General features: G+C 63.3%; 19 protein-coding genes. 13 read left to right on the top strand and 6 right to left on the bottom strand.

Annotation, left to right across the window (positions count from 1 at the left end; translation table 11 throughout):
- Window positions 1-101 precede the first annotated feature (101 nt).
- Together ACQ4WM_RS21415 and ACQ4WM_RS21410 are read left to right on the top strand one after the other, a co-directional pair.
- On the top strand, window positions 102-791 hold the full coding sequence (locus tag ACQ4WM_RS21415; protein ID WP_436548667.1) for a UPF0149 family protein: 690 nt from the start codon (window positions 102-104) through the stop codon (window positions 789-791).
- Between the two features lie 12 nt (window positions 792-803).
- On the top strand, window positions 804-2,495 hold the full coding sequence (locus ACQ4WM_RS21410) for a hypothetical protein (protein WP_436548666.1): 1,692 nt from the start codon (window positions 804-806) through the stop codon (window positions 2,493-2,495).
- A gap of 65 nt (window positions 2,496-2,560) precedes the next feature.
- Here ACQ4WM_RS21410 and ACQ4WM_RS21405 read toward each other — a convergent pair whose 3' ends face one another.
- On the bottom strand, window positions 2,561-4,828 hold the full coding sequence (locus tag ACQ4WM_RS21405; RefSeq protein WP_436548665.1) for an OPT family oligopeptide transporter: 2,268 nt from the start codon (window positions 4,826-4,828) through the stop codon (window positions 2,561-2,563).
- A gap of 189 nt (window positions 4,829-5,017) precedes the next feature.
- Here ACQ4WM_RS21405 and ACQ4WM_RS21400 point away from each other — a divergent pair, with 189 nt between their 5' ends.
- The gene (locus tag ACQ4WM_RS21400; RefSeq protein WP_436548664.1) at window positions 5,018-7,345 is read left to right on the top strand and encodes a penicillin-binding protein 1A; all 2,328 of its coding nucleotides are present in this window, start codon (window positions 5,018-5,020) and stop codon (window positions 7,343-7,345) included.
- Between the two features lie 117 nt (window positions 7,346-7,462).
- Here the strand turns inward: ACQ4WM_RS21400 and ACQ4WM_RS21395 are convergent, their stop codons facing one another.
- Entirely contained in the window at window positions 7,463-8,155 is a 693-nt protein-coding gene (locus tag ACQ4WM_RS21395) for a TetR/AcrR family transcriptional regulator (RefSeq protein WP_436548663.1), read from the bottom strand.
- Window positions 8,156-8,471: 316 nt separating this feature from the next.
- Here ACQ4WM_RS21395 and ACQ4WM_RS21390 point away from each other — a divergent pair, with 316 nt between their 5' ends.
- Both ACQ4WM_RS21390 and ACQ4WM_RS21385 read left to right on the top strand, forming a co-directional pair.
- Window positions 8,472-9,389 carry a lipase family alpha/beta hydrolase gene (locus ACQ4WM_RS21390; RefSeq protein WP_436548662.1) on the top strand — a complete coding sequence of 306 codons (918 nt, stop codon included), beginning with the start codon at window positions 8,472-8,474 and terminating at the stop codon, window positions 9,387-9,389.
- Between the two features lie 10 nt (window positions 9,390-9,399).
- Entirely contained in the window at window positions 9,400-10,305 is a 906-nt protein-coding gene (locus ACQ4WM_RS21385) for a lipase secretion chaperone (RefSeq protein ID WP_436548661.1), read from the top strand.
- Window positions 10,306-10,313: 8 nt separating this feature from the next.
- Here ACQ4WM_RS21385 and ACQ4WM_RS21380 read toward each other — a convergent pair whose 3' ends face one another.
- Both ACQ4WM_RS21380 and ACQ4WM_RS21375 read right to left on the bottom strand, forming a co-directional pair.
- Window positions 10,314-10,664 carry a hypothetical protein gene (locus ACQ4WM_RS21380; protein WP_436548660.1) on the bottom strand — a complete coding sequence of 117 codons (351 nt, stop codon included), beginning with the start codon at window positions 10,662-10,664 and terminating at the stop codon, window positions 10,314-10,316.
- Window positions 10,580-11,023 (bottom strand): methyl-accepting chemotaxis protein, encoded by a 444-nt coding sequence (locus tag ACQ4WM_RS21375; RefSeq protein WP_436548659.1) that lies wholly within the window; start codon window positions 11,021-11,023, stop codon window positions 10,580-10,582. The genes ACQ4WM_RS21380 and ACQ4WM_RS21375 overlap by 85 nt, the downstream gene beginning before the upstream one ends.
- 186 nt (window positions 11,024-11,209) lie before the next feature.
- On the opposite strand from ACQ4WM_RS21375, the gene ACQ4WM_RS21370 reads away from it, so the two are divergent.
- The 3 genes from ACQ4WM_RS21370 (at window position 11,210) to serB (ending at window position 16,570) form a co-directional block, all read left to right on the top strand.
- Window positions 11,210-12,154 (top strand): 5'-nucleotidase, encoded by a 945-nt coding sequence (locus ACQ4WM_RS21370; protein ID WP_436548658.1) that lies wholly within the window; start codon window positions 11,210-11,212, stop codon window positions 12,152-12,154.
- Window positions 12,155-12,240: 86 nt separating this feature from the next.
- Window positions 12,241-15,684 carry a transcription-repair coupling factor gene (mfd, locus tag ACQ4WM_RS21365; protein ID WP_436548657.1) on the top strand — a complete coding sequence of 1,148 codons (3,444 nt, stop codon included), beginning with the start codon at window positions 12,241-12,243 and terminating at the stop codon, window positions 15,682-15,684.
- Window positions 15,685-15,727: 43 nt separating this feature from the next.
- Entirely contained in the window at window positions 15,728-16,570 is an 843-nt protein-coding gene (serB, locus tag ACQ4WM_RS21360) for a phosphoserine phosphatase SerB (protein WP_436548697.1), read from the top strand.
- On the opposite strand, the gene ACQ4WM_RS21355 is transcribed toward serB, so the two are convergent.
- Complete coding sequence (locus tag ACQ4WM_RS21355) at window positions 16,571-18,019, bottom strand: cyclic nucleotide-binding domain-containing protein (RefSeq protein ID WP_436548656.1); 1,449 nt, start codon at window positions 18,017-18,019, stop codon at window positions 16,571-16,573.
- Window positions 18,020-18,145: 126 nt separating this feature from the next.
- On the opposite strand from ACQ4WM_RS21355, the gene ACQ4WM_RS21350 reads away from it, so the two are divergent.
- Genes ACQ4WM_RS21350 through ACQ4WM_RS21335 form a run of 4 tightly spaced genes read left to right on the top strand, consistent with a single transcriptional unit; the run spans window position 18,146 to window position 20,919 of the window.
- Window positions 18,146-18,910 (top strand): hypothetical protein, encoded by a 765-nt coding sequence (locus tag ACQ4WM_RS21350; protein WP_436548655.1) that lies wholly within the window; start codon window positions 18,146-18,148, stop codon window positions 18,908-18,910.
- Complete coding sequence (locus ACQ4WM_RS21345; protein WP_436548654.1) at window positions 18,907-19,833, top strand: TIGR04222 domain-containing membrane protein; 927 nt, start codon at window positions 18,907-18,909, stop codon at window positions 19,831-19,833. Before ACQ4WM_RS21350 ends, ACQ4WM_RS21345 begins: the two co-directional genes overlap by 4 nt.
- On the top strand, window positions 19,823-20,662 hold the full coding sequence (locus ACQ4WM_RS21340; protein WP_436548653.1) for an MbnB/TglH/ChrH family RiPP precursor modification enzyme: 840 nt from the start codon (window positions 19,823-19,825) through the stop codon (window positions 20,660-20,662). Before ACQ4WM_RS21345 ends, ACQ4WM_RS21340 begins: the two co-directional genes overlap by 11 nt.
- Entirely contained in the window at window positions 20,659-20,919 is a 261-nt protein-coding gene (locus ACQ4WM_RS21335) for a hypothetical protein (RefSeq protein WP_436548652.1), read from the top strand. Before ACQ4WM_RS21340 ends, ACQ4WM_RS21335 begins: the two co-directional genes overlap by 4 nt.
- Here ACQ4WM_RS21335 and ACQ4WM_RS21330 read toward each other — a convergent pair whose 3' ends face one another.
- Window positions 20,920-22,770: a serine hydrolase domain-containing protein gene (locus ACQ4WM_RS21330; RefSeq protein ID WP_436548651.1), complete on the bottom strand. Its 1,851-nt coding sequence runs from the start codon at window positions 22,768-22,770 to the stop codon at window positions 20,920-20,922.
- An 85-nt stretch (window positions 22,771-22,855) separates the two neighbouring features.
- On the opposite strand from ACQ4WM_RS21330, the gene ACQ4WM_RS21325 reads away from it, so the two are divergent.
- The gene (locus ACQ4WM_RS21325; protein WP_436548650.1) at window positions 22,856-23,215 is read left to right on the top strand and encodes a DUF4870 family protein; all 360 of its coding nucleotides are present in this window, start codon (window positions 22,856-22,858) and stop codon (window positions 23,213-23,215) included.
- The last annotated feature ends 32 nt before the right edge of the window (window positions 23,216-23,247 follow it).

The following is a 23,247-nucleotide window of genomic DNA, read 5'->3' as shown; positions in this document are numbered from 1 at the left end:
CTCTGCTTCAAGAACACGGCGGCCTGCGGGCCGCCGTTTTTTATTGCCGGTTACAATACCGTCAAGGCTACCGCCTCGTCCAACCACTACCATTGAAACCTATGTCAAGCATCTCCACCACCTCGCCCCTCTCCGACGACGAATACGCCGAACTCGCTATCCTGCTTGCCAGGCCAGAACTTGAAGGACGCGCAATGGACGTGTCGATGCTGGAAGGCCTGATTACCGCCGTGGCGCTGAGCCCGAACCAGCTTGCCGGTGCCGCGTGGCTGCCATGGGTATGGGACAAGGCTGCCGGCAGCACCGCGTCCAGCCTGGCGCCGGGCGACACCGAACGCGCGCAAGCGCTGGCGCAGCGCCACTTCGACTATATGGTCGAATGGCTGGCGAAAGACCCGGACAGCTTCGAGCCGATCTACGAATGCGGCCCTGAATGGAGCGTGCAAGGCTGGTGCAGCGGCTTTCTGCGCGGCACGGCGCTGGACAAGCCGCAATGGGCGGCGTTGGCCGTCAGCCACCCCGAATACCTGGCGCCGTTCAGGCACCTGGCCATTGCCACCGAGCTCGATGATGAAGCGGCCGAAGCTGCGATGGATGGCGTGATTCCCTCCGTGATCGCCATCAATGCGGCCTGGGCGCGCCAGCGCCACCTGAAAAGCCAGGCCCACAGCCAGGCCGGCAGCACGGTTTTGCGTGAAGTGCCGAAGACGGGACGCAACGATCCATGCCACTGCGGCAGCGGCAAGAAGTACAAGAAGTGCTGTGCCGATGCCGATGGCGCGGCCAGCTAGTACGCGACCGCCTTGCGCCAGCTGCTGACGACCGTTTTCCACTTCCTGCTGCGCCATGCGCTGCAGTTCGTGCTGTTTATGGTCATCCTGCTGGCCGGACGCTATCTGCTGGCCGAATGGCGCGGTTTTCAGACAAGCACCGCCTCGGTCGGCATCTTGCGCGAGGCCGCCAGCGCTGGCGACAGCCATGGCGCCACGCTTGCGCAAACAGCTCAGGCCAGGCTGGCAGCCATGCAAGGCGCCAGCCTGGCCGCCGTCGAGGCCCGCCTGGCCAAGGTGCAGGAACAACTGCGGCTACTGGCGTCGGCACAATCTCCCTCATTGTTCACCCTGCCCTTGCCCGATGCAAAGCTGCTGGCCGAACACGCGCAGCAGGAGGCCACACGCCGGGTCGAGATCGAAGTGCTGTCCCAGGAAGCGCACTACCTGGACGCCTTGCAAGCGGCCTTGCGTGGCGACGATGCTCGCCAGTTGCTGGCGCGCCGTCATCGCGAACACGTACAGGCCTATGCTGCGCTGCAGGCCAACCTGGAACAGCAGCGCCAGCTTGAACTGGCGCATCCGCTGGCGGCCCACCTGCCCGGCAGCGTGGTCCATGCTCAACTGGCGCCCCTGGCAGAACAGGAAGAACGCCTGCGGCAAGCCAATCTGGCGGCCTACCAGCAATACCTGCTGCAACGCGCGCGCACCAACAGCGCCAAGCGGCCCGCGCCGTTCGCCATCGACACAGCGGCGCTGGCAGGCGCGCTGGCGCCGCTGCGGCAGACCATAGACGCCGGCGAATCGAGGCTGGCGCAACACTGGATTGCCCGCTGGCGCGCGCCCGTGCTCGACGTGATACCCATGGCCGCCCTGCTGGTGCTGTCGGCCATCGCCACGCCACTTGCCATCAAGGCCTTTTTCTACTTCGTGCTGGCGCCGCTGGCAGCGCGCCTGAAGCCCTTGTCGATCGCACGCGAACTGCACTTCGAGGTTGGCAGTGCTACGCTGCCGCTGGCGCAGGAGTCGCGCATCTCCGGCGTCTCGCAGGCCTTGCAACTGGCGCCCGGGGACACCATGCTGATCCATCCGGCGTATTTGCAATCGTCACCAAGCGGCACGCGCAAGCGCACACAGTGGCTGCTGGACTGGGCCTACCCTTTTACCAGCCTGGCCGCAGGCATGGCGGCACTCACGCGCATTACCAGCACCGGGCCGGCATCGATCACGCTGTCTGCCAGCGACGACCCCTTGATGGAAGTGGCCGTACTGCACCTGCCGCAAGGCGCGGCGCTGGTACTGCAACCGCGTGGACTGGCGGGATTGATCGTTCACGGCAAGCAAAAGCCCGCCATCAGCAGCCACTGGCGCCTGGCCAGCCTGCACGCCTGGCTGACCTTGCAGCTGCGCTTTATCGTTTTTCGCGGCCCCGTCACCCTGATCGTGCGCGGCACGCGTGGCGTGCGCATGGAGATGGCTGGTCAAGGCCGCAGCATCAGCCAGGCCGCTACCCTGGGCTTTGGCACCGGCGTGCTGTATTCAACTACCCGCAGCGAAACCTTTATTCCGTATCTGCGCGGCCAGCAGGCGCTGCTCAACGACCGCTTCGACGGCGACGGCGTCTATCTGTACGAAGAGACGCCGCGCCACGGCAAGCAGCCGGGCAAGGTGGGCAGCTGGTTCGAGGGGTTCACGGATGCGGTGCTGAAGGTGTTCGGCATCTAGCCGCATAAAAAAAACCGCCCGCGTCAACAGTGACACGAGCGGTTTTTCATGAGAGCTTCACGAAATCAATCCTGCAAGCCATCCTTTTTCTTCTCGCGCGCCACCACATACAGCAAGACGATCATCACCGCATACGGCAGCAGGGACAGCGCGTCCGAACTGGTGCCGGCATAGAACGGATTGCCGTGCTGCGCCCAATCGGCCATCATCTGGTCGAAGTGCGTCAGCACGCCGGCCGTAATCGCAATGATGATGCCGGCCAGTGCGCCGCCGGCGATATAGCCGGAAGCGAGCAACACGCCCGAGCTGCGGTCGCCGGCCAGCTGGCGCTCTTCCTCGCTCAGCGTGGCGTTGTGTTCGAGCTTGTTGTTGCGGCGGTCGGCCAGCCAGCGGATCACGCCGCCGACGAAAATCGGCAGGGTCGACGACAGCGGCAGGTAAACGCCTACCGAGAACGCCAGCGAGGCGATGCCGGCCATTTCCAGCACTACGGCGATCATCACGCCGAACAGCACCAGCGTCCATGGCAGCTGCTGGTCGAGTATGCCCTTGATAATGTAGGACATCAGCACGGCTTTGGGCGCATCGTATTTCTTCACTTCCGAGCCGTCCGGGCGCTTGTTATAGGCGCCGTTGATGCCCGGGTCGACGAGATAGGCCAACTGGCCATCGTCCTTGACGAAATACTTGCCGGCCGGGCCGCCGACGGTGTCGGTCTTCTGCCAGACTTTATAGGTGTTGTGGTCGGTTTCGGCCTGCGGGCCGTGCAGTTCGCCCGTCGCCGCCAGTTTCGAGGCATCGACCGTGACGCCGGGCGCCACCTGCGCGGCCGGCACGTACACGGTGCTGGCCTCGTTCAGTTTCAGCAGGATCGGGCCCAGTATCAGCGCCGACGACAAGGCGCCGGCCAGGATCGCATACTGCTGCAAGCGCGGCGTGGCGCCGATCAGGTAGCCGGTCTTCAGGTCTTGCGAAGTGGTGCCGGCATTGCTGGCGGCGATACACACGATGGCGCCGACCGACAAGGCAGTGACGTAGTAGCGGCCACCGGTCCAGCCCATCAGCAAGAAGATCAGGCACGTGAACAGCAAGGTGGCCACGGCCATGCCGGAAATCGGGTTCGACGAGGAACCAATTTCACCGGTCAGGCGTGACGACACGGTGGCGAACAGAAAGCCGAACACCAGGATCAGCAACGCACCCAGCAAATTCATGTGCAACGGGGTGGCGAAGGTGATCGCGGCGATAATCGCCAGGCAGCCTATCATCACCCATTTGAGCGGAATATCCTGCTCGGTGCGCAAGGTCGAATTGGCCTTGCTGCCCTTGCCGATGCCGGCCAGGCCAGCCGACAGGCTGCGCCAGATCATCGGCATGGCGCGCACCAGCGAAATCAGGCCACCGGCGGCCACGGCACCGGCGCCGATATACAGCACATAGGCGCTGCGGATATCGTCGGCGCCCATCGCACTGATCAACTTGGTGCCCGGCGACAGCACGGTGGTGAGATTGTCGCCGAAAAATTTGATCATCGGGATCAGCAGCAGATACGACAACACGCCGCCGGCCGCCATGGTGGCGGCAATGCGCGGGCCGATAATATAGCCCACGCCCAGCAATTCGGGCGAAATCTCGGCGCCGATCGAGCCGGCCTTGAGAGGCGCACCGAATTCCACGCCCGGCGTATCCTTCCAGCCCTTGAACGAGATGTTGAACACCTTGTATAACAGCCCGACGGCGAAGCCGCCGAAGATGATCTTGGCACGGCGCTTGGCGTCTTTCGCGGCAGCCGAATCGGACGCGATGCTCTCGCCGGCAGCGATGCGCGATTCATCGGTGGCAGCCGCCTTCAGCACTTCGGCGCAGGCCGTGCCTTCCGGGAATTTGAGTTCCTTGTGCTGATCGACGATCATGGTGCGGCGCATCGGGATCATCATCAGGATACCCAGCAAGCCCCCCAGGATACCGACCAGCATCACGCGCGAAATCTCCAGGTCAAAACCGAGGATCAGGATCGCCGGCATGGTCACGCCCAGGCCGAAGGCCAGTGATTCACCGGCCGAACCGGCAGTCTGCGTGATGCTGTTTTCCAGGATCGACGAATCCTTGCCGCCCACCTTCTTGGCCAGGCCAAACAGGGTGATCGCAATCACGGCGACGGGAATCGAGGCGCTGACGGTCAGGCCTACCTTGAGTACCAGGTACAGCGACGACGCGCCAAATACCATGCCGAGGATAACGCCCATCAGCAGCGCGCGGAAGGTCATCTCGGGGAGCTGCGCGTCGGCCGGAATGTACGGTTTGAACGCGCCCGGGTTTGCATCTTTCGCCATAGGTTCCTCGTTATGTATAAATCAAAACAGCCCGGATTGGCGCCCGGGCTATTTTCTTGAAGCCGTGACTATCGCACAGCCACGTTTGCCTGAAAAGGTTTTTTGCTTTCCCTGCCCCGACGGGCGAGCCGGCAGGCGCTTGGTCTATAATCGCTGCCACCGTGCCCTGCATGCTTACGCGAGACTGTCTTGACTGCTAACCGATCCGGCTTCCCCTGGCCATCCCGCCGCGCCGTCGTGCGCGGCCTGCTGCTTACCGGCTGCGCCGCCCTGGCTTGCGCCATCGCTCTGGCCGCCTATCTGTTCCTGTTTGTCAAACCGCGCCTGCCCGCGCTTGACGTGATTACCGACTACCAGCCGAAAATACCGCTGCGCATTTATACGGCAGACAATGTGCTGATCGGCGAATTCGGTGAAGAACACCGCGATTTCGTGCCGATCGCGCAGGTGCCGGAAATGATGAAGAAGGCCCTGATGGCCATCGAAGACAGCCGCTTCTATGAACACAATGGCATCGACTTCGTGCGAGTCGGCGGCGCCATGATGTCTAACCTGCGCCACGGCTTTGGCCATGGCGGCGGCTCGACCCTGACCATGCAGGTAGCGCGCAATTTCTTCCTCACACGCGACAAGGTCGCCTCGCGCAAGCTCAATGAAGTCATGCTGGCCCTGAAAATCGAGGCGGCCCTGTCGAAAGACCAGATCCTTGAGCTGTACATGAACCAAGTCTACCTGGGCCAGCGCTCGTTCGGCTTCGGCAGCGCGGCACAAACTTATTTTGGCAAACCGCTGGGCGAACTGTCGATCGCCGAAATGGCGATGCTGGCCGGCCTGCCGCAAAACCCGTCGCGCCATAACCCGATCAGCAATCCGAAACGGGCCCACGCGCGCCAGCAACTGGTATTGAAGCGCATGCGCGATCTCGATTACATCAGCGACGGCCAGTACCAGCAAGCGCTCAAACAGCCGCTGCGCTACAACACGCGCGGCAACCAGGGCTTCGATACCCACGCCGAATACGTCGCCGAACTGGCGCGCCAGGCCGTCTTTGCGCAATACAAGGAAGACAGCTACACCAAGGGCATCAGCGTCTACACCACCATTCTGAAAGCCGACCAGGATGCAGCCTACGCCTCCACCCGCCGCAACGTGATCGCCTACGACCAGCGCCACGGCTACCGCGGGCCTGAAACCTTTATCGAGCTGCCGCCAGAACCCGAACTGCGCGACGACGCCATCGATGCTGCCCTGCAAAAACACCCTGACAGCGACGGTCTGATCGCCGCAGTAGTCACTGAGGTCGAAAATGGCAAGGTCACGGTCGACACCGGCGACGGCGAAGCGAAAGTCATCAGCGGCGCCGGCCTGCGCTTTGCCGCCCCTGCCTTGTCCGCCAAAGCGGCGGCCGGCATCAAGCTGCGTCCGGGCGCCGTGATCCGCGTCAGCAAGGACGCGAAAGACAACTGGATGATCACGCAAGTGCCGCTGGTAGCCGCTGCTTTCGTCTCGCTCGACGCCGACACGGGCGCCTATCATGCGATGGTGGGCGGCTTCGACTACAACCTGCAAAAGTTCAATCACGTCACGCAGGCGTGGCGCCAGCCCGGTTCGGCCATGAAGCCCTTCGTATATTCGGCGGCACTGGAAAAAGGCTTTTCACCAGCGACCCTGATCAATGACGTGCCCCTGGAACTGCCGGCCGGCGGCAAGATCTGGTCGCCGCAAAATGACGACTTCAAGTTCGACGGCCCGATCACCATGCGCTATGCGCTGGCGCAGTCGAAGAACGTGGCTTCGGTGCGCATACTGCGCGCGCTGGGGGTGCCCTACGCCCACGAGTTCATCGAAAAATTCGGTTTTGACCCGGCACGCCAGCCGAACAACCTGACCATGGCGCTCGGTACCGGTTCCGTCACGCCGGTGCAGATGGCCGGCGCCTACGCCCTGTTTGCCAATGGCGGCCACCAGGTCGAACCGTATCTGATTGACCGCATCGTCGACGCCAAGGGCGTGGTGCTGATGCAGACCAAGCCGCCGGCGCCCGGCGACGACAAGACCCTGGCACTCGATCCGCGCAACGCCTTTGTGATGGACAGCATGCTGCGCGAAGTGGCCCGTTCCGGTACCGGCGCGGGCGCCACCCGCAAACTGGGGCGCAACGATATCGCCGGCAAGACCGGCACCACCAGCGACGCCGTTGACGGCTGGTTCGCCGGCTACAGCGGCGGCATCGTGGCAGTCGCGTGGATGGGCTACGACGAACCGAAGTCGCTGGGCGGGCGCGAATTCGGCGCCACCCTGGCCATGCCGATCTGGATCGACTACATGCAGACGGCGCTGGCCACCCGGCCGCAAATCACGCGCGCCGTGCCGGCCGGCCTGAGCCAGGTCGATGGTGAGTGGATGTATGACGAATTCATCGACATGAATGGCGTCAAAACGCTGGACATGGACACCGAAACGCCGACCGACCCGGCGGCGGTGCCGGAGGCGCTGCCGGTGGAAACCACCAACTAGCCAGCAGCGTAAAACTGGGGTCAGTCGCTTCGCGATCGGAATAAGTCCCATTGGGACTTATTCCCCCGCCGGGTCTCGGCGACCCCGTCCGACCCCGGTATTTGCCATTGGGTCTGGTCAAGCTGCGACGCTCAAATATCCGCGCACCGTGCGCACCGTGCTGTCGGCAAAATCATCCACGCTGACCTTGGCCGCGCGGTACTTCCAGCGCTTGACATACCAGTCCTGGAACAGTGCCAGGCAATGCGAGGCCAGCATGGTGGGGTCGCCCTGCGGCTGTGGGCTGATTTCGGCGATGGTTTTGGCCAGCAAAGTCTGCACGTACAATTCGGACTGCTTGGCCATGCTGCGCTGCTCGACCTGCAGCACGCGCGAATCCATGTACACAAAATAAAACCACGGTTGCAGTATCTCGGACAAATAGATCGATGAGCGTATCATCGCCTCTAACCGGTCCAGCGGCGACGCCACATCGACAAACAACTGCGGCAACGCTTGCGTGGCGTGGCGCACCACGTCTTCGATCATTTCGGCCAATTGATCCTTGCCGGTGATATAGCCGTAAAGACCGCCCATCGACAGCCCGGTCTCGCGGCACAGGTCGCGCAAGCTCATGGCGCGAAAGCCCACGTCGTTGGCCAGCCTGAAGGTGGCGCCGAAGATGCGTTCCAGGTTTTCCAGCGCAGGCTTGCGGCGCTTGACGCCGATGCGGCCCGCATGGCGGTCGAGGATGTATTCCCAGATATTCACGCCATTCAAAGGCGTCATCTGCTGGAACTGTTCAAAGTTGAAATGGGTCGACAAGTGCATTCCCAAAAGACAGTGTAAAAACGGCGCCGCCGGGTACGGCAACCACGGCGGGGGTGCAAATCGGCCCTGATTATAGCCCAGCAAAATCGCGCTTGGTCTTTTCAATCTGACCACGCTGGTCAATCGCAACATCCCCGCAACAGCGCTGCTCGTCATATTGCACTGCAATATCGAATTGGCAAGCTATTGCGGCACGACGGTGCTACATTTAATAGACCGAGCGCTCGCTATATTAGCTGCCACACAGATGGCGGCAGATGGCGACGCCGGTACCGCTACGGCATCGACATTTCCCACTAAAAATAACGGAGACAAAATGAAGACCCGCTTCTGGCAATTGCTGTCCACCCTCGTCCTGGCCTGCTGCATTGGTCTGCCTGCCACCGCCAGCGCCGCCGGCTACACGCAAACCAAGTATCCCATCGTGCTGGTGCACGGCCTGTTCGGCTTCGACAAACTGGGGCCGGTCGAGTACTTTTACGGCATCCCCGCCGCCCTGCGCAGCGGCGGCGCAAATGTCTACCTGACCACGGTGTCGGCCGCCAACAGCACCGAAGTACGCGGCGAACAATTGCTGTCGCAGGTACGGCAAATCCTCGCCGTCACCGGCGCGGCCAAGGTCAACCTGATCGGCCACAGCCATGGCGGCCCCACGGCGCGCTACGTGGCCTCCGTGCGGCCCGACCTGGTGGCCTCGGTGACCAGCGTGGCGGGCGTCAACAAGGGCTCGAAAGTGGCCGACATCCTGGCCGGCACGATACCCAATACCAGTGGCGCGCTCGGTAACGCCCTCGCCTCGCTGATCGGCATCATCTCCGGCAACAAAGGTCTGCCGCAAAACGCGGGCGCCGCGCTGGCCTCGCTGTCGACCAGCGGTTCGCTGGCCTTCAATACCCGCCATCCGCAAGGTGTACCAACAACCGCCTGCGGCGAAGGCGCCTACCAGGAACGCGGCGTGTACTATTTTTCGTGGAGCGGCGCCCAGCCCTATACCAATGCGCTCGACGCAGGCGACCCGGCACTGGCAGCCGTCAGCCTGGCCTTTGGCAGCGACAAGAATGACGGCCTGGTCGGCAGCTGCTCCAGCCACCTGGGCAAGGTGATCCGCGACGACTACGCCATGAACCACCTCGACGAGGTCAACCAGTTCATCGGCATTGTCAACCTGTTCGAAACGTCGCCGGTCACCGTGTTCCGCCAGCAGGCCAACCGCCTGCAGGGCCTCGGCCTGTAAGGAGGCGGCCATGCGCTTGCACACGACCCTGATCGCGGCCGGCGCACTGGCCGCGCTGGCGCTGTACTGGACGCAGGCGCCGGGCGAAGCGCCGGCGCCACCACCCCAAGATCCCGACCTGTTTGCGTTCGTGCGTTCGATGGAGGGCACGCGGCCCGATGGTAACCTGACGGTCTCCGCCGGTGAAACGCTGAAAGTCGACGCGGAGCTGGGCCACCTGTTCGACTACTATCTGGCGGGCCTGGGCGAAAAACCACTGGAGGCCATACGCAGCCAGATCGAGCTGGAGCTGGAGCGGCGCCTGCCGCCGGGGCCGGCGCGCGAAGCGAAGCGCCTGCTGGCGGCCTACTTGTCTTACAAACAGGCACTGGTGCTGACCGAACAGGCACTGCCGTCATCTGCCGACGCGCTGCAGGCGGCCAGCGCACGCCTGCAGGCGATGCGCGCACTGCGGCCGGCTTACTTTACGGAGCAGGAAAGTGCCGGCCTGTTCGGCGCACTGGACGCCCGCGATGACGACGCCCTGGCGCGCATGGTGGTATTGCAAGACAGCACGCTGGGCGACGCGGAGCAGCAGCGCAGGCTGGCCGCGCTCGACGCCGCGCTGTCACCTGCACAGCGTCTCGAACGCGACGCGCCGCTGCAAGTCAGCGCGCTCGACGCTTCGGTACGCGCCTTGCGCGCGCAGGGCGGCGGCGACAATGAGGTGTACCAGCTGCGCGCCGCCACCTTCAGCCCGGAAGCGGCCGCGCGGCTGGCCGAACTCGATCGCGAGGAAGCGCACTGGCAGCAGCGCATTATGGCCTGGAAAGCGCAAAAGGCGGCACTGGGCGCGCAGGATGCGGCACAGCTGGCGCAACTGGCTGCCACCCTGTTTTCGCCGGAAGAGCAGCGGCGCCTCGGCGCCTACGAGTAGGCAAGCGCTTAGAACTCTTCCCAGTCATCGTTCGCGGGCTTGCCGTAGCCGGTGGCAGGCGCTGCTTTCAATGCTGCGCGTGGTGCGGTGGAGTGATTTGCGGCACGGATGGCGGGACGCTTCGGGGTAGCCGCTTTGCGCGGCGCCGCAGGCGCTTGCACCTGCACGCCATCGAGCCGGAACACACTGACCACCTCCGACAATTTTCCGGCCTGTTCCTGCAGCGATTCGGCCGCTGCTGCGGCTTCTTCCACCAGTGCCGCATTCTGCTGCGTCACCTGGTCCATCTGACTGATGGCCTGGTTGATCTGGTCGATGCCCGAGCTTTGCTCCTGCGTGGCCAGGCTGATCTCGGCCATGGTGCCGCCAGCTTCTGCCACCAGCTTGCCGCCAGCTTGCCGCCAGCATCAACGGCCTCGACCGATTCGCCGATCAGCGTCTTGATTTCCTTCGCCGCCTGGCTTGAGCGTTGCGCCAGGTTGCGCACCTCGGTGGCGACTACCGCAAAGCCGCGCCCCTGCTCGCCGGCACCCGCAGCCTCCACGGCCGCGATGATGGGCCGCGTGATGGCGCGCGTGATCAAGGCGGCGCCAGCCTTGACACTGGCGTCGGCGATCTGCTTGTTGAGCGCAATGACCTGGTTCAGCGAGGCTTCTGCCTTGGCGAACAGATCGTGCGAAGCACCGTACTGCTGGTAAAAACTGACAAACAGCTCCAAATGCCTGCGGGCAGAACCATACTTGACGCAAAACAACTTTTAATAGTTGCTTGTGGTGTAACAGAAACAAAAGTGCACCGGCCCGGCGCAAAAATGAAATCCCATCACTATTTTCCCGGGTATCGATAGCTGGTCGCGCAATTGATATTCGTCTAAGATGGACGACAAGACCACAGCGGAACTACCATGGCTTATCTAATCGAACAAAAACTGGTGATCGGCGTCGCTTCAAGTGCGCTGTTCGACCTGTCCGAATCGCACCAGGTCTACCTGGACAGCGGCCCCGAGGAATACCGCAAATACCAGGAAACCCACCTCGACACCGTGCTGGGGCGCGGCGTGGCGTTTCCTTTCATCCGGCGTTTTTTGAATATCAACAAGCACCATCCGCACGAGGCGCCGGTGGAAGTGGTGCTGTTTTCACGCAATTCGCCGGAAACCGGGTTGCGCGTGATGCACTCGATCGCCCACTATGGACTCGATATTTCGCGCGCTGCCTTCATGACCGGCAAGTCGCCCTACCCTTACCTGCCGGCGTTCAACGCCTCGCTCTTCCTGAGCGCGAATGAAGACGATGTGCGCGGCGCGCTGGCCTGCAATTTTCCTGCCGGCCTGGTGCTGCCGTCGCGCACCGAAGACGACGAGGCCGACGACGAACTGCGCGTGGCCTTCGACTTCGATGGCGTGATCGCCGACGACGAGGCCGAAACCGTCTTCAAGCGTAATAACGACGTCGACGAATTCCATGCCCATGAAACCCTGAACGTCGGCACGCCGCACCGTCCCGGGCCGCTGGCCGATCTGTTCCAGAAACTGGCCGCCATGCAGCGGCTGGAGGAACGCGCGCAAAAACGCGATCCGGCCTACAGGAAGATCCTGCGTATCGCCATTATCACGGCGCGCAACGCGCCCTCGCACGAACGGGTGGTCACCACCCTGAAAAGCTGGGGCGTCGCCGCCGACGAAACGTTTTTCCTCGGCGGCATGGACAAGTCGCGCGTGCTGGCCGTGTTCAGGCCGCATATCTTTTTCGATGACCAGTTGAGCCATTTAAAATCAGCAGGGGGCACGATACCGATGGTGCACGTGCCGTTCGGCATCGCCAATGTACGCACGGGCGATGGTCTATAATCGTGCCTGCCGCGCCTTGATGAAAGGCGCCGCGCACAATACAGCCTTTCCTGTCAACTGCTTCTGTCACCAGTATCATCGCCTGCATGTCCTCAGCCCTGAAAAAATCGCTCCCCAAGCCCGGCAACCGCTACGCGCTGCCCGCCCTGTATGGTTCATCCGACGCCTATGCGCTGGCACTGGCCGCGCTGGAACTGAAGTCGCGCGGCCAGATGCTGGCGGTGGTGGTGGCGCAGGCCAGCGATGGCCAGCGCCTGCTCGATGAAATACCGTGGTTCGGCGGCAAGGAGCTGCGCTGCCATCTGCTGCCGGACTGGGAAACCCTGCCCTACGACGCCTTCTCGCCGCACCAGGACTTGGTCTCCGAACGCCTGGCCACCCTGCACGAAATCCGCAGCCGCCAGTGCGACGTGCTGATCGTGCCGGCCACCACCGCGCTGGTGCGCCTGGCGCCGCCGTCGTTCCTGGCCGCCTACACCTTCTTTTTCAAGAAGGGTGAAAAGCTGGACGAAGCGCGCCTGAAGTCGCAGCTGACGCTGGCCGGTTACAGCCATGTATCGCAGGTGATGTCGCCCGGTGAATACTCGGTGCGCGGCGGCCTGCTCGATCTGTTCCCGATGGGCTCCGCCCTGCCCTACCGGCTCGACCTGTTCGGCGACACCATCGAAACCATCCGCACGTTTGATGCCGATACCCAGCGCTCGCTTTACCCGGTGCACGAAGTACGCCTGCTGCCAGGCCGTGAATTTCCGATGGATGAAGCGGCGCGCACCACCTTCCGCAGCCGCTGGCGCGAACAGTTCGAAGGCGACCCTTCGCGCTCGGTCGTGTACAAGGACATCAGCAGCGGCATCGCCTCGGCCGGCATCGAATACTATCTGCCGCTGTTTTTCGAGCAGACCGCCACCCTGTTCGACTACCTGCCGCCCGACGCCTCGCTGGCCCTGGTGGGCGAGATCGACGAGGGCATCAAACGCTTCTGGACCGACACGCAGTCGCGCTACCGCTTCCTGAAGGCCGACCGCGAACGTCCTATCCTGCCGCCCGAGTCGCTGTTTCTGAGCGACGAGCAATTCTTTGCACTGGCCAAGCCCCATGCACGGCTGGCGATTGCCAAGTCGAGCGATGCGCTGGCGTCCGAACTGTCGGCGCCGCTGCCCAATATTGCCGTCAACCGCCGCGCCGACGATCCGCTGGCCAATCTGCGCAGCTTCTTGCTGCAGCCGGGCCGCAGGGTGATGGTGTGTGCCGAATCGAACGGCCGGCGCGAAACCTTGCAACAGTACTTTGCCGAATACGACCTTCACCTGACGCCGGTCGAAGGCAGCGACGGCTTCCTGCAATCAAGCGCCAAGCTGATGCTGGGCGTGGCGCCGCTGCATGCGGGCTTCGAGCTGTACACGGACGAAGGCAACCTGGCGTTCATTACCGAGACCGAGCTGTATGCGGGCTCGGGCCGGCGCGTAGGCAAGAAAAAGCAGGAAGGCGTGACGCAGGTCGAATCGATGGTGCGCGACCTGTCGGAGCTGAAAATCGGCGACCCGGTGGTGCACATCAACCATGGCATCGGGCGCTATATGGGCCTGACCAGCATGGACCTGGGCGAAGGCGAAACCGAGTTTTTGCACCTCGAATACGCGAAAGACACCAAGCTGTACGTGCCGGTGTCGCAGCTACATGTGATCTCGCGCTATTCGGGCGCCTCGCCCGAAGACGCACCGTTGCACTCGCTCGGTTCGGGCCAGTGGGAAAAAGCCAAGAGACGCGCTGCAGACCAGGTGCGCGACACGGCCGCCGAACTGCTCAACCTGTATGCGCGCCGCGCGCTGCGCCAGGGCCACGCCTTCGAGTATTCCTCGCACGACTACGAGCGCTTTGCCGACAGCTTCGGCTTCGATGAAACGCCGGACCAGGCCGAAGCGATTCACAACGTGATCAAGGACATGACGTCCGGCAAACCGATGGACCGCCTGGTGTGTGGCGACGTCGGCTTCGGCAAGACCGAAGTGGCATTGCGCGCGGCCTTTATCGCCGTCATGGGCGGCAAGCAGGTGGCCATCCTGGCACCGACCACGCTGCTGGCCGAGCAGCATGCGCAGACCTTTGCCGACCGCTTTGCCGACTGGCCGGTGCGCATTGCCGAGCTGTCGCGTTTTCGCAGCGGCAAGGAGATCACGCAAGCCTTCAAGGGCATGGCAGACGGCACGCTCGATATCGTTATCGGCACCCATAAATTGCTGTCCGACGACGTGAAATTCACGCGTCTGGGGCTGGTCATCATCGACGAGGAACATCGGTTTGGCGTGCGCCAGAAGGAAGCACTGAAAGCGCTGCGCGCCGAAGTCGATGTGCTGACGCTGACGGCCACGCCGATTCCACGCACGCTGGGCATGGCGCTGGAAGGCTTGCGCGACTTTTCGATTATCGCCACCGCGCCGCAAAAGCGCCTGGCGATCAAAACTTTTGTGCGCAGCGAAGGCGAAGCGATTATCCGCGAAGCGTGCTTGCGCGAACTGAAACGCGGCGGCCAGATCTACTTCCTGCACAACGAAGTGGAAACCATCCAGAACCGCCTGGCGATGCTGACCGAACTGCTGCCCGAGGCGCGCATCGCAGTGGCGCACGGGCAGATGCACGAGCGCGACCTGGAAAAAGTCATGCGCGATTTCGTCGCCCAGCGCTTCAATATTTTGCTGTGCACCACCATCATCGAGACCGGCATCGACGTGCCGACCGCGAACACCATCATCATGCACCGCGCCGACAAGTTCGGCCTGGCGCAGCTGCACCAGCTGCGCGGCCGCGTCGGCCGCTCGCACCACCAGGCCTATGCCTATTTGCTGGTGCACGATGTGCAGGGCCTGACCAAGCTGGCGCAGCGCCGCCTGGACGCGATCCAGCAGATGGAAGAACTGGGCAGCGGCTTTTACCTGGCCATGCACGACCTGGAAATTCGCGGCGCCGGCGAAGTGCTGGGCGAAAGCCAGTCTGGCGAGATGACGGAAATCGGCTTCCAGCTGTATTCGGACATGCTCAACGAAGCGGTGCGCTCTTTGAAAGCTGGCAAGGAGCCGGACCTGGCCGCGCCACTCGCCTCGACCACGGAGATCAACCTGCATGTGCCGGCGCTGCTGCCGGCCGACTTCTGCGGCGACGTGCACGAACGCCTGTCGATCTACAAGCGCCTGGCCAACTGCGCCACGCAGGACAAGATCGACGATATCCAGGAAGAGCTGATCGACCGCTTCGGCAAGCTGCCCGACCCGGTGAAAGCGCTGATCGAAACGCACCGCCTGCGCATCGCTGCAAAAACCGTCGGCATCATCAAGATCGACGTACATGGAGAAGCAGCCACGGTGCAATTCATGGCCAAGCCGCCGATCGATCCGATGCGCATCATCGAACTGATACAGAAAAACCGGCATATCAAGCTGCATGGCCAGGACAAGCTCAAAATCAGCGCCGCCATGCCCGACCTGGCCGCGCGCGTGATGCAAATCAAGACCACCATCAAGCAATTGACCGTTTAGACTTTTACCGCAGGCTACCATGACCAATACCTCTTCCATGACCATGAATCTGATACTGCAGGGCGTCGACGGCGACCCGGCACGCCTGGAGCGCATCGCCGCGCTGGCCGCGCCGACCAGTATCACGCGCCTGGGGCCCTATGCGCTGCGCTGCGAAAAAATCAGCTACTCCAAAGCACTGCTGCCGACCATCGAGGTGGCGGCGCAGGCGGCCCAGCTGGACGCCACCTATCTGATGGGGCATCGCACGCTGAGCGAATTCAAGCTCGTCGCGATGGACATGGATTCGACCTTGATCACCATTGAGTGCATCGATGAAATCGCCGACATGCAGGGGTTGAAACCGCAGGTGGCGGCGATCACCGAAGCGGCCATGCGCGGCGAACTCGATTTTGCCGCCAGCCTGACGCAGCGCGTGGCGCTGCTCGAAGGCCTGGACGCCTCGGCCCTGCAGCGCGTCTATGACGAGCGTTTGAAACTGTCGCCGGGCGCCGAAAAAATGCTGGCGGCCGTCAAAGCAGCCGGCCTGAAAACCTTGCTGGTATCGGGCGGCTTCACCTTCTTCACCGATCGCCTGAAGGAACGCATGGGCCTGGACTACACGCACGCCAACGAGCTCGAAATCGTCGACGGCAAGCTGACCGGCAAGGTGTTGGGCCGCATCGTCGACGCCGTGGAAAAGCAGCGCACCGTGGAGCGTGTATGCGAGGAACTGGGCATTTCGCCATCGCAGGCCATCGTCATGGGCGACGGCGCCAACGACCTGAAAATGATGGGCATCGCCGGCATGTCGGTGGCCTTCCGCGCCAAGCCCGTGGTGCGCGCCCAGGCCGACGTGGCGCTCAATTTTGTCGGCCTCGACGGCATCCTGAACGTGCTGTCCTGATTATTTCGCCAGCCTGAAAAATTCGCGGATGCGCTCGAGCATCCCAGGCGACTGCGGCGCGTCGGCCGGCAGGCCCGCCGGGCGCAGCAAGGCGTCCTGGTTGACGCTGCGTCGCTGGTCGATCAGTTCGGCAATACGTTCCACCAGTTTCGGGTTGCGCGCGAAAATGCCGGCCATGGTGTGCTTGGTCACTTCCAGGGTCAGGCAGGCGGTGCGGCCACGTACATGGGCCGAGCGCGGTGCCCCGGTAAACAGCGACATCTCGCCGAAACAGTCGCCGGGCCATAGTCGCGCCACGTCAAGCGGGCCGTGTGGGCCATCGATGACGACATCGAAACTGCCCTCCAGCACCACGAACATGGTTTCCCCGGGGTCGCCGGCGTTCAGCAGCGTCTGCCCGGCGCCCGTATGCACCGTCACCGTTTCGGCCGCGATCACGGCCAGCTCCTGCGGCGACAGCACCGCCAGGTAAGGCGCGCTGGCCAGCACGCTGACGCGCACCTCGGGCCGTTCGATGACATGCCGGCCATCACCGCCATGGCGGCGCCATTCAACCTGCCGGGGGCTGGCGAGCGGCACGCCGGCCGCACGCAGGAATTGGGCGCCATATTGCAGCGCCACGTGGCTGTGGGTGCCGGGCGACCTGGCGCCCACCTCGACGAAATACACCAGGCGGTAGGTCACCAGGCCGTCTTTCAGCGCCGCGACCTGCACATACGGCGCCGGCAGGGCAGCCAGCATGCCGTCCTGCACCGCGCGCGCCAGAGCGTTATCGAGGATGGCCAGGATGCGCGCCGTATCGTGGTCGGCATCGAGTTCCAGCACGCACTCGTATTTGGACAAGGGACTTGGGCGCGAGCGATTGGTCACCATCACGCCGGCAAATTCGCCATTCGGTATCAGTACCAGGTTGTCGGCGCGGTCGGCCAACACCACGGTGCGCCATGCAAAATCGAGCACCTTGCCTGACAGGTCGCGGCCACGATATTGCAGGTCGACCCAGTCGCCGACGCCGATCGACGCGTCGAGGTGCAGAGCGATACCTGAAAACACGTCGGCCACAAGGCCGCGCAGGCCGAAACCGAGTATCAGGCCAATCACCCCGGACGCGCCCAGCATGGCCGTCATCGACAGGCCGAAGACCTGGTTCAATATGCCGCAAAAAGACAGCGCATAAATCAAAAAGGTGACGATCTGCAGCGCCAGCCGCGGCACGCGCATGTCGAGGGTGCGACCGCGTGCGGCTAACGCCCACATAAGGTGGTCCAGCAGCATCGCCAGCAGCAGCAACTGCAGCAGCGGTATGCCATCACCGACAAGCAGACCAGCCGCCTCGCGACCGTCGGCCAGCCAGCCGAGCGGCCCACCCAATATTTCCAGCGATGCGAAAGCCAGCAAGATGCCGGCCACGGCCAGCAACGCACTCCTCGTCCAATACTTGTTCATCATGCCCCGTCATTCAAAATCGATGGCATCACTGCCCCAGTATGCATCTTGACGTCCGATTGTGACGCCAGCGTGACAATTGCATGCACGCGCGCGCCTGGCCGCATATTTTTGCTATATTGCAAATAAGTGAACATCTTGCTTGCCAACCTGAAAGAAGACGCGATGCCGACACCCCTGCCAACCGAGATCGAACGCCACCTGACGCTGTTTGTCAACGCCGCGCAAAACGCCTTCGGTTCCGACCTTTCCTGCGCCGTGCTGTTCGGTTCGGCCGCCGATGGCCAGTTACGCGCCACCTCGGACGTCAATCTGCTGTTGCTGCTGAAGCGATTTTCCACTGAATCGGCTGACAAACTGCGCGGCACATTGCGTATGGCGAACGCCGCCATCGAACTGCAGGTGATGTTCCTGCTCGATAGTGAACTGGACGACGCGGCCGAGGCATTCGCCGTCAAATTTGCCGATATCATCGCACGCCACAAAGTGCTGTTCGGACAGGATCCATTTGCCCGCTTGCACACCAATCGCGACGCCCTGCTCAGGCGCGTGCGCCAGGTGCTGCTGAACCAGCAACTGCGCATGCGCGAACGCTATCTGCTGGTAAGCATCAATGAAGAACAACTGGCCGACGTCATCGCCGATGCGGCAGCCCCGTTGCGCGCGGCTGCCGCCTCGCTGGCGCAACTGAGCGGCAAGGCGCCGCTGCCGGGCAAGCAGGCGCTGGAAGCATTTGTCGACAGCCTGAACCAGCCCGCACTGCAGACGGCCTTGCAGGCCATGTCGAACGCGCGCGAAACGGCGCATCTGGCACCGGGAATGGCAATGCCCGCGTTCAGGGGCCTGATGGACATTACCGCACAACTGCGCGACCATGCGGAGCAGTTGCGGTGACAGGCGCCAATCCGTTTTACTGGACCGGCCCGTGGTTCCTGGCGGCCTACCTGGTATTGGGCCTGATCGTCTATTACGGCGTGCGCGAGCTGCTGCTGCGCCAGGAATTGCGCAATCCGCATGCGCAATTGTCGCTGGCCGAGGACCCTTACTGCATCGCGTTCCTGCGTGGCGGCGCGCTCGAAGCGGTAAAAATTGCCGCCATCGTGCTGGTTGACCGCGGCCTGCTGCGCGCCGATGGGCCGCTGCTCGAGACAACCAGCGCCGACAGCCTGCGCTTTGCCAGCCATGACATCGAACGCGATGTACTGCGGCTGTACCTGGGCCGTCAGGCCCACAGCAAGGAGCTGGAGGTGCAAGCCGACGATTTCCCGTCATGCCGGGCGTATTTGCGCACATTGACAGAGCAGCAATTGCTGGTCGGTGCGCCACTGATGCGCCGGCGTGCAAGAGCCACCTGGGTCGCCCATTACCTGCTGCTGACTGTCGCCCTTGTCAAAGCCATCATCGCGGTGAGCACCGGGCATTACAACCTGCTGTTCCTGGCGATCCTGACGGCGGTATTTTTGCTGAAACTGCGCGGCCTGCGCACCACCTCCAGCAGTGCGGCCGCGCAGCGCCTGATCAGTGACCTGCGCATGCTGTTCAGCCGCCTGAACGTGCGCTCGTCGCGCCTGCAGGCAGGCAACGGCAGCGCGGACATGGCGCTGCTGGCCGCCATTTTCGGCATCGGCGCGCTGCCGCTGTCCGTCTACGCGTATGTGGCCGAGATGTACCCGCTGCCGCGCCAGAGTTACAGCGGCGATTCGTCGTCCGGCGGCTCGGGCGACTCGTCCTCCGGCGGTGACGGCGGCGGCGACAGCGGTGGTTCGTCCTGCGGCAGCGGCTGCGGTGGTTGCGGCGGCGGCGGTTGTGGCAGCTGATCGCGTCGGCCTGGGCTGGCGTGGCGAACTGGCTGCCGGCATCCTGTCCAACCTGGCGCAGATCGATGTGCTGGAAGTGATCGCCGACGATTATTACCGTGCCTCGCGCGCCAGCATGGATGCGCTTTGCAGCCTGGCGCGCCAGGTGCCTGTCAGTCTGCACGGTGTCGGCATGGGACTGGCGTCAACCATCGCGGCCGAGCCGCGCCGGCTGCACGCGATGGCGCGCCTGATGAAACTTGTACAGGCAGAATCGTGGTCCGAACACCTGAGCTTTGTACGCGCCGGCGGGGTCGAGATCGGCCACCTGGCCGCGCCGCCACGCACGCCGGAAACTGTGGCCGGCACCCTGGCCAATATCGCGCTGGCCAGCCGCATCGTTGGCAGCACGCCACTGATGGAAAATATCGCCACCCTGGTCAAACCGCCGGCCAGCACCCTGGACGAAGCCGAATGGCTGGCGCAGATCATCGACGGTGCGCAAGTGCCGCTGCTGCTCGACCTGCACAATCTGTATGCAAACGCCGTCAACAGTGGCCAGGACCCGCAAGCGCTGCTGCTGCGCTTGCCTTTGACCAGGGTCGGTGCCGTGCACCTCAGTGGCGGCCACTGGATAGACGAACCCGGGGGCACCGGCCGGCGCCTGCTGGACGACCATCTGCACGACGTACCCGCCGAAGTCTTCGATCTGTTGACCGTGCTGGCGCGCCAGGCGCCGCAAGCGCTGACGGTGATCCTTGAACGCGATGGCAATTACCCGTCTTTCGAGCATGTGCTCGATCAGCTGGCACTGGCGCGCGCCGCCCTGCGGGCAGGCAGAGCGGCATGAGTTCCGCGGGCCTCGAAGCGTACCTGGCCGTGCTGTACACCGACGACGCCAAACGCCACGCCTTTTTGCAGGCGCCGCATGCGCAGGCGCTGCTGCATGGCTTGTCACCGCAGGAGGCGGACGCGATGGCGGAAATCGACCGCATCGGCCTGCAGATGGCGGCCGCCAGTTTTCAGCACAAGCGCGATGCGCATGGCGCACACGCCAAGCCACGGCAAGGCTGGTGGCGCCGCTTGCTGGGCCGCTGGCACTACTGATTACAACTGCCACATGCGCAGCGGCAGCAGCCCCCACCAGGCAAGCACCAGCAGCAATTGCAGCGCCGCCAGCAACCCTATCCAGTCCAGCTTTTCCACCGTGCCGGTACCGCGCGTGCGCCAGCAGCGGGCCAGGCCATAAGCCATCGCCAGCGGCAGCGCGCCCGTCGCGATGGCCGCCAGCACGCTGGCAAACGTCACGTCGCCGAGGCGCATGAAAGACTGAAAATAGAAAAACGGCAACGGCAGCAACAGCGCCAGCAGCGACAGCAAGGGCGCGAACAGATGATCCTTGCGATCCAGCTTGCGACCGGCGGCGCGCCACAAACCCACCAGCAGCACGTACAGCAAACCGATTACGCCCAGCGCCAGGCTACCCCACAACACCAGCATGCGCAGCATCGACGCGCGTTCGTAGCTGTGCAGGCCATCGCTGAGCACATGGCGGCCATCGACCTGCAGCAGCACATGCGAGGGCGCGCTGCGGTCGCTGGCGCGAAACAAAAAGCCGCCCACCGGTTCGAGTTCCTTTGGCTCACCCTGGAACGGGATCAGGAACAGCGAATCGCCATCCCATTTCACGCGCACGAAACCGAACACCGCGTCCAGCCAGGCCATGCTGGCCATCGGGCTCGGTGCCGGTACATACACGCCCTGCCAGTTTTCCACCGTCGGCGCTGGCTGGCCGTGCGCGGCCGGCGGGCGCAGCGGCAGCTCCAGGTCGCGCATCAGCAGGCGGTTGAAACGTTCATAGTCGGCGCTTTCGGCGTCGGTATTGAAGCCGATAAAGAACGCGCTTTTCTGCTCGGGATAAATGCACAGCATGGCGCGAAAGCCGGCCGTGGTGCCGGGGTGGCACTCGCCGACCACATTGTGGCGGTCGCGCACGGCCAGCGCCAGGCCGTGGCCGATATCGAGCCCCGCTTGCGACGCTTCGGTGCCGTTTGGCCGCGACAGCATCTGCATCAGGGCCGGTGCGATGAAAGGCGCACCCTGCGCGCTGCCGTCTCCCAGCAGGAATTGCGCCAGCTTGGCCATGTCGTGCGCGGTAGTGGTCAGCTGGCCGGCCGGGCGCAAGTACATCGGTGTGGCTGCATGCGTGGCGCCGTGCTCGAAGTGGCCCATGGCCAGGCGATCATCAAGCCCGGCGCCGCTTTGCGTGACAAAGGCAAAGGTGCTGTCGCGCATGCCCAACGGCGCCAGTACCTGCGCATCAAGGTAGCGCTCATACGGCTGGCCGGTGATTTTTTCAATCACCATGCCAAGGATGCCATAGCCCATGTTTGAGTACGCATAACGGCTGCCCGGGCGGTCGCGCACGCGCAGCAGGCCGCCGCCGCCCTGGAAGGCTTGCGCCAAAGGCGTGTCAAACGCAGCATTGCTGCTGAAGGCCTGCCAGAAGCGTACATTGTCCAGCCCCGAGGTATGGTCGAGCAAATGGCGGATGCGTACCGGATCGCTGCCCTGCCAGGGATTCTTGAGCTTGAGCTCGGGCAATATCTGCACCAAAGGCGTATCGAGCGCCAGCTTGTTTTCCGTCACCAGGCGCAGCACGCCCAGCGCCAGTCCGACCTTGGCCACCGAGCCCACTTGCACCCTGGTGTCGGCCCGCATGGCGGCCTTGCTGGCGGCATTCTTGAGGCCGGCGGCACCGGTGCTGATGGCACCATCTTCGCGTACCTCGCTCCACACGGCGCCGGCCAGGCCCTCTTCCTGCAAACTGGCAGCCACATCGCCGGCCAGGGTACTACCTGCGGCATGGGCCGAATACGCCACAGCAGACAGCAGCAGCGCCTGGCAAGCGCGGCGCAGACAGCGCCCCACGGCGATTAACTTGTTTGTATATTGCACTGATAGCACTCTCTTTCTGCGCTTGGCGACCACCCGGGTCAATTTAGCTTGCTACAATCAAAACCTTTGCAAGCGAGGAGTACACATGTCACAACAACTTATTCTGGATAACAATGTCCAACAGGCAAAGAACCTGGCCTGGTGGTTGTACCTGGTGCATGGCGCCAGCTTCGTGTTTTCGCTGGGCGCCTTGTCCTTCATTCCACTGATCGTCAATTACCTGAAGCGAGGCGAGTCGGCCGGCACTTTTGTCCACAGCCATCACAGCTGGCAGATCCGCTCGTTCTGGTGGTACGTGTTCTGGGTCGTCGTCGGCGCCATCCTGTGGATCACCCTGATCGGCATCCCGGTGGCAGTGCTGGTGTGGGGCCTGGCCTGGTTATGGAAAGCCTACCGGCTGGTGCGCGGCTTTATCGACCTGAACAACAATAGTCCGATGCCGTAATCCTCTGCGCGGCAGGCCAGCCGGCCTGCCGA

Source organism: Janthinobacterium longum (assembly GCF_051380735.1).
Taxonomy (GTDB): domain Bacteria; phylum Pseudomonadota; class Gammaproteobacteria; order Burkholderiales; family Burkholderiaceae_D; genus Janthinobacterium.
This window is presented reverse-complemented; position numbering and strand designations above follow the sequence as displayed.

Bases quoted from the DNA above. Each gene is read 5' to 3' on its own strand.
- ACQ4WM_RS21370 (WP_436548658.1), top strand. From the start codon at position 11,210: ATGGCTTATCTAATCGAACAAAAACTGGTGATCGGCGTCGCTTCAAGT.
- ACQ4WM_RS21395 (WP_436548663.1), bottom strand. From the start codon at position 8,155: ATGCACTTGTCGACCCATTTCAACTTTGAACAGTTCCAGCAGATGACG.
- serB (WP_436548697.1), top strand. From the start codon at position 15,728: ATGAATCTGATACTGCAGGGCGTCGACGGCGACCCGGCACGCCTGGAG.
- ACQ4WM_RS21390 (WP_436548662.1), top strand. From the start codon at position 8,472: ATGAAGACCCGCTTCTGGCAATTGCTGTCCACCCTCGTCCTGGCCTGC.
- ACQ4WM_RS21355 (WP_436548656.1), bottom strand. From the start codon at position 18,019: ATGATGAACAAGTATTGGACGAGGAGTGCGTTGCTGGCCGTGGCCGGC.
- ACQ4WM_RS21405 (WP_436548665.1), bottom strand. From the start codon at position 4,828: ATGGCGAAAGATGCAAACCCGGGCGCGTTCAAACCGTACATTCCGGCC.
- ACQ4WM_RS21335 (WP_436548652.1), top strand. From the start codon at position 20,659: ATGAGTTCCGCGGGCCTCGAAGCGTACCTGGCCGTGCTGTACACCGAC.
- ACQ4WM_RS21385 (WP_436548661.1), top strand. From the start codon at position 9,400: ATGCGCTTGCACACGACCCTGATCGCGGCCGGCGCACTGGCCGCGCTG.
- ACQ4WM_RS21325 (WP_436548650.1), top strand. From the start codon at position 22,856: ATGTCACAACAACTTATTCTGGATAACAATGTCCAACAGGCAAAGAAC.
- mfd (WP_436548657.1), top strand. From the start codon at position 12,241: ATGTCCTCAGCCCTGAAAAAATCGCTCCCCAAGCCCGGCAACCGCTAC.
- ACQ4WM_RS21380 (WP_436548660.1), bottom strand. From the start codon at position 10,664: ATGGCCGAGATCAGCCTGGCCACGCAGGAGCAAAGCTCGGGCATCGAC.
- ACQ4WM_RS21415 (WP_436548667.1), top strand. From the start codon at position 102: ATGTCAAGCATCTCCACCACCTCGCCCCTCTCCGACGACGAATACGCC.